The organism is Pseudomonas sp. KK4 (assembly GCF_001984065.1).
Classification (GTDB): Bacteria; Pseudomonadota; Gammaproteobacteria; order Pseudomonadales; family Pseudomonadaceae; genus Aquipseudomonas.
This window is the reverse complement of the sequence record NZ_LYVP01000275.1, coordinates 1-334: the sequence shown is the minus strand read 5'-3', so window position 1 is coordinate 334 and position 334 is coordinate 1. Positions and strand designations below refer to the sequence as shown.

At 62.3% G+C, this 334-nt stretch carries 1 protein-coding gene; it reads right to left on the bottom strand.

Going from position 1 to position 334, the window contains the following annotated elements; translation table 11 throughout:
* Positions 1-43: 43 nt before the first annotated feature.
* Positions 44-334, bottom strand: a 291-nt coding sequence (locus B0W55_RS29470; RefSeq protein ID WP_077049392.1) for a hypothetical protein, incomplete at its 5' end; no start/stop codon positions are given.

The following is a 334-nucleotide window of genomic DNA, read 5'->3' as shown; positions in this document are numbered from 1 at the left end:
ACCGCATTCGCGAGCAAGCCCGCTCCCACAGGTTTAATCAGCGTTAGCGCAACCGTCGCCCGACCACGTCCAGCACATCGCAGCCATCGCGCAGCGGGATGGCGCAGAGCAGGGCGAAGTCGCTGAGGATGAAGGATTCGCATTCGATTGAGCCGCGCATGGACAGGTTTTCCAGGACCTGGGTAACGGCGCGGATTCGGTAGTTGGCGGCGTCCATCAGGACGTCGAGCGGGGCGTGGGTGTCGACGAAGAGGGTGGGCATGTCGGTGCAGTTGCTGGTCAATGCCATGAAGCGGTTGTCAGGGTGGGGGGTTGGTTTTTCGTAGGGGGGATC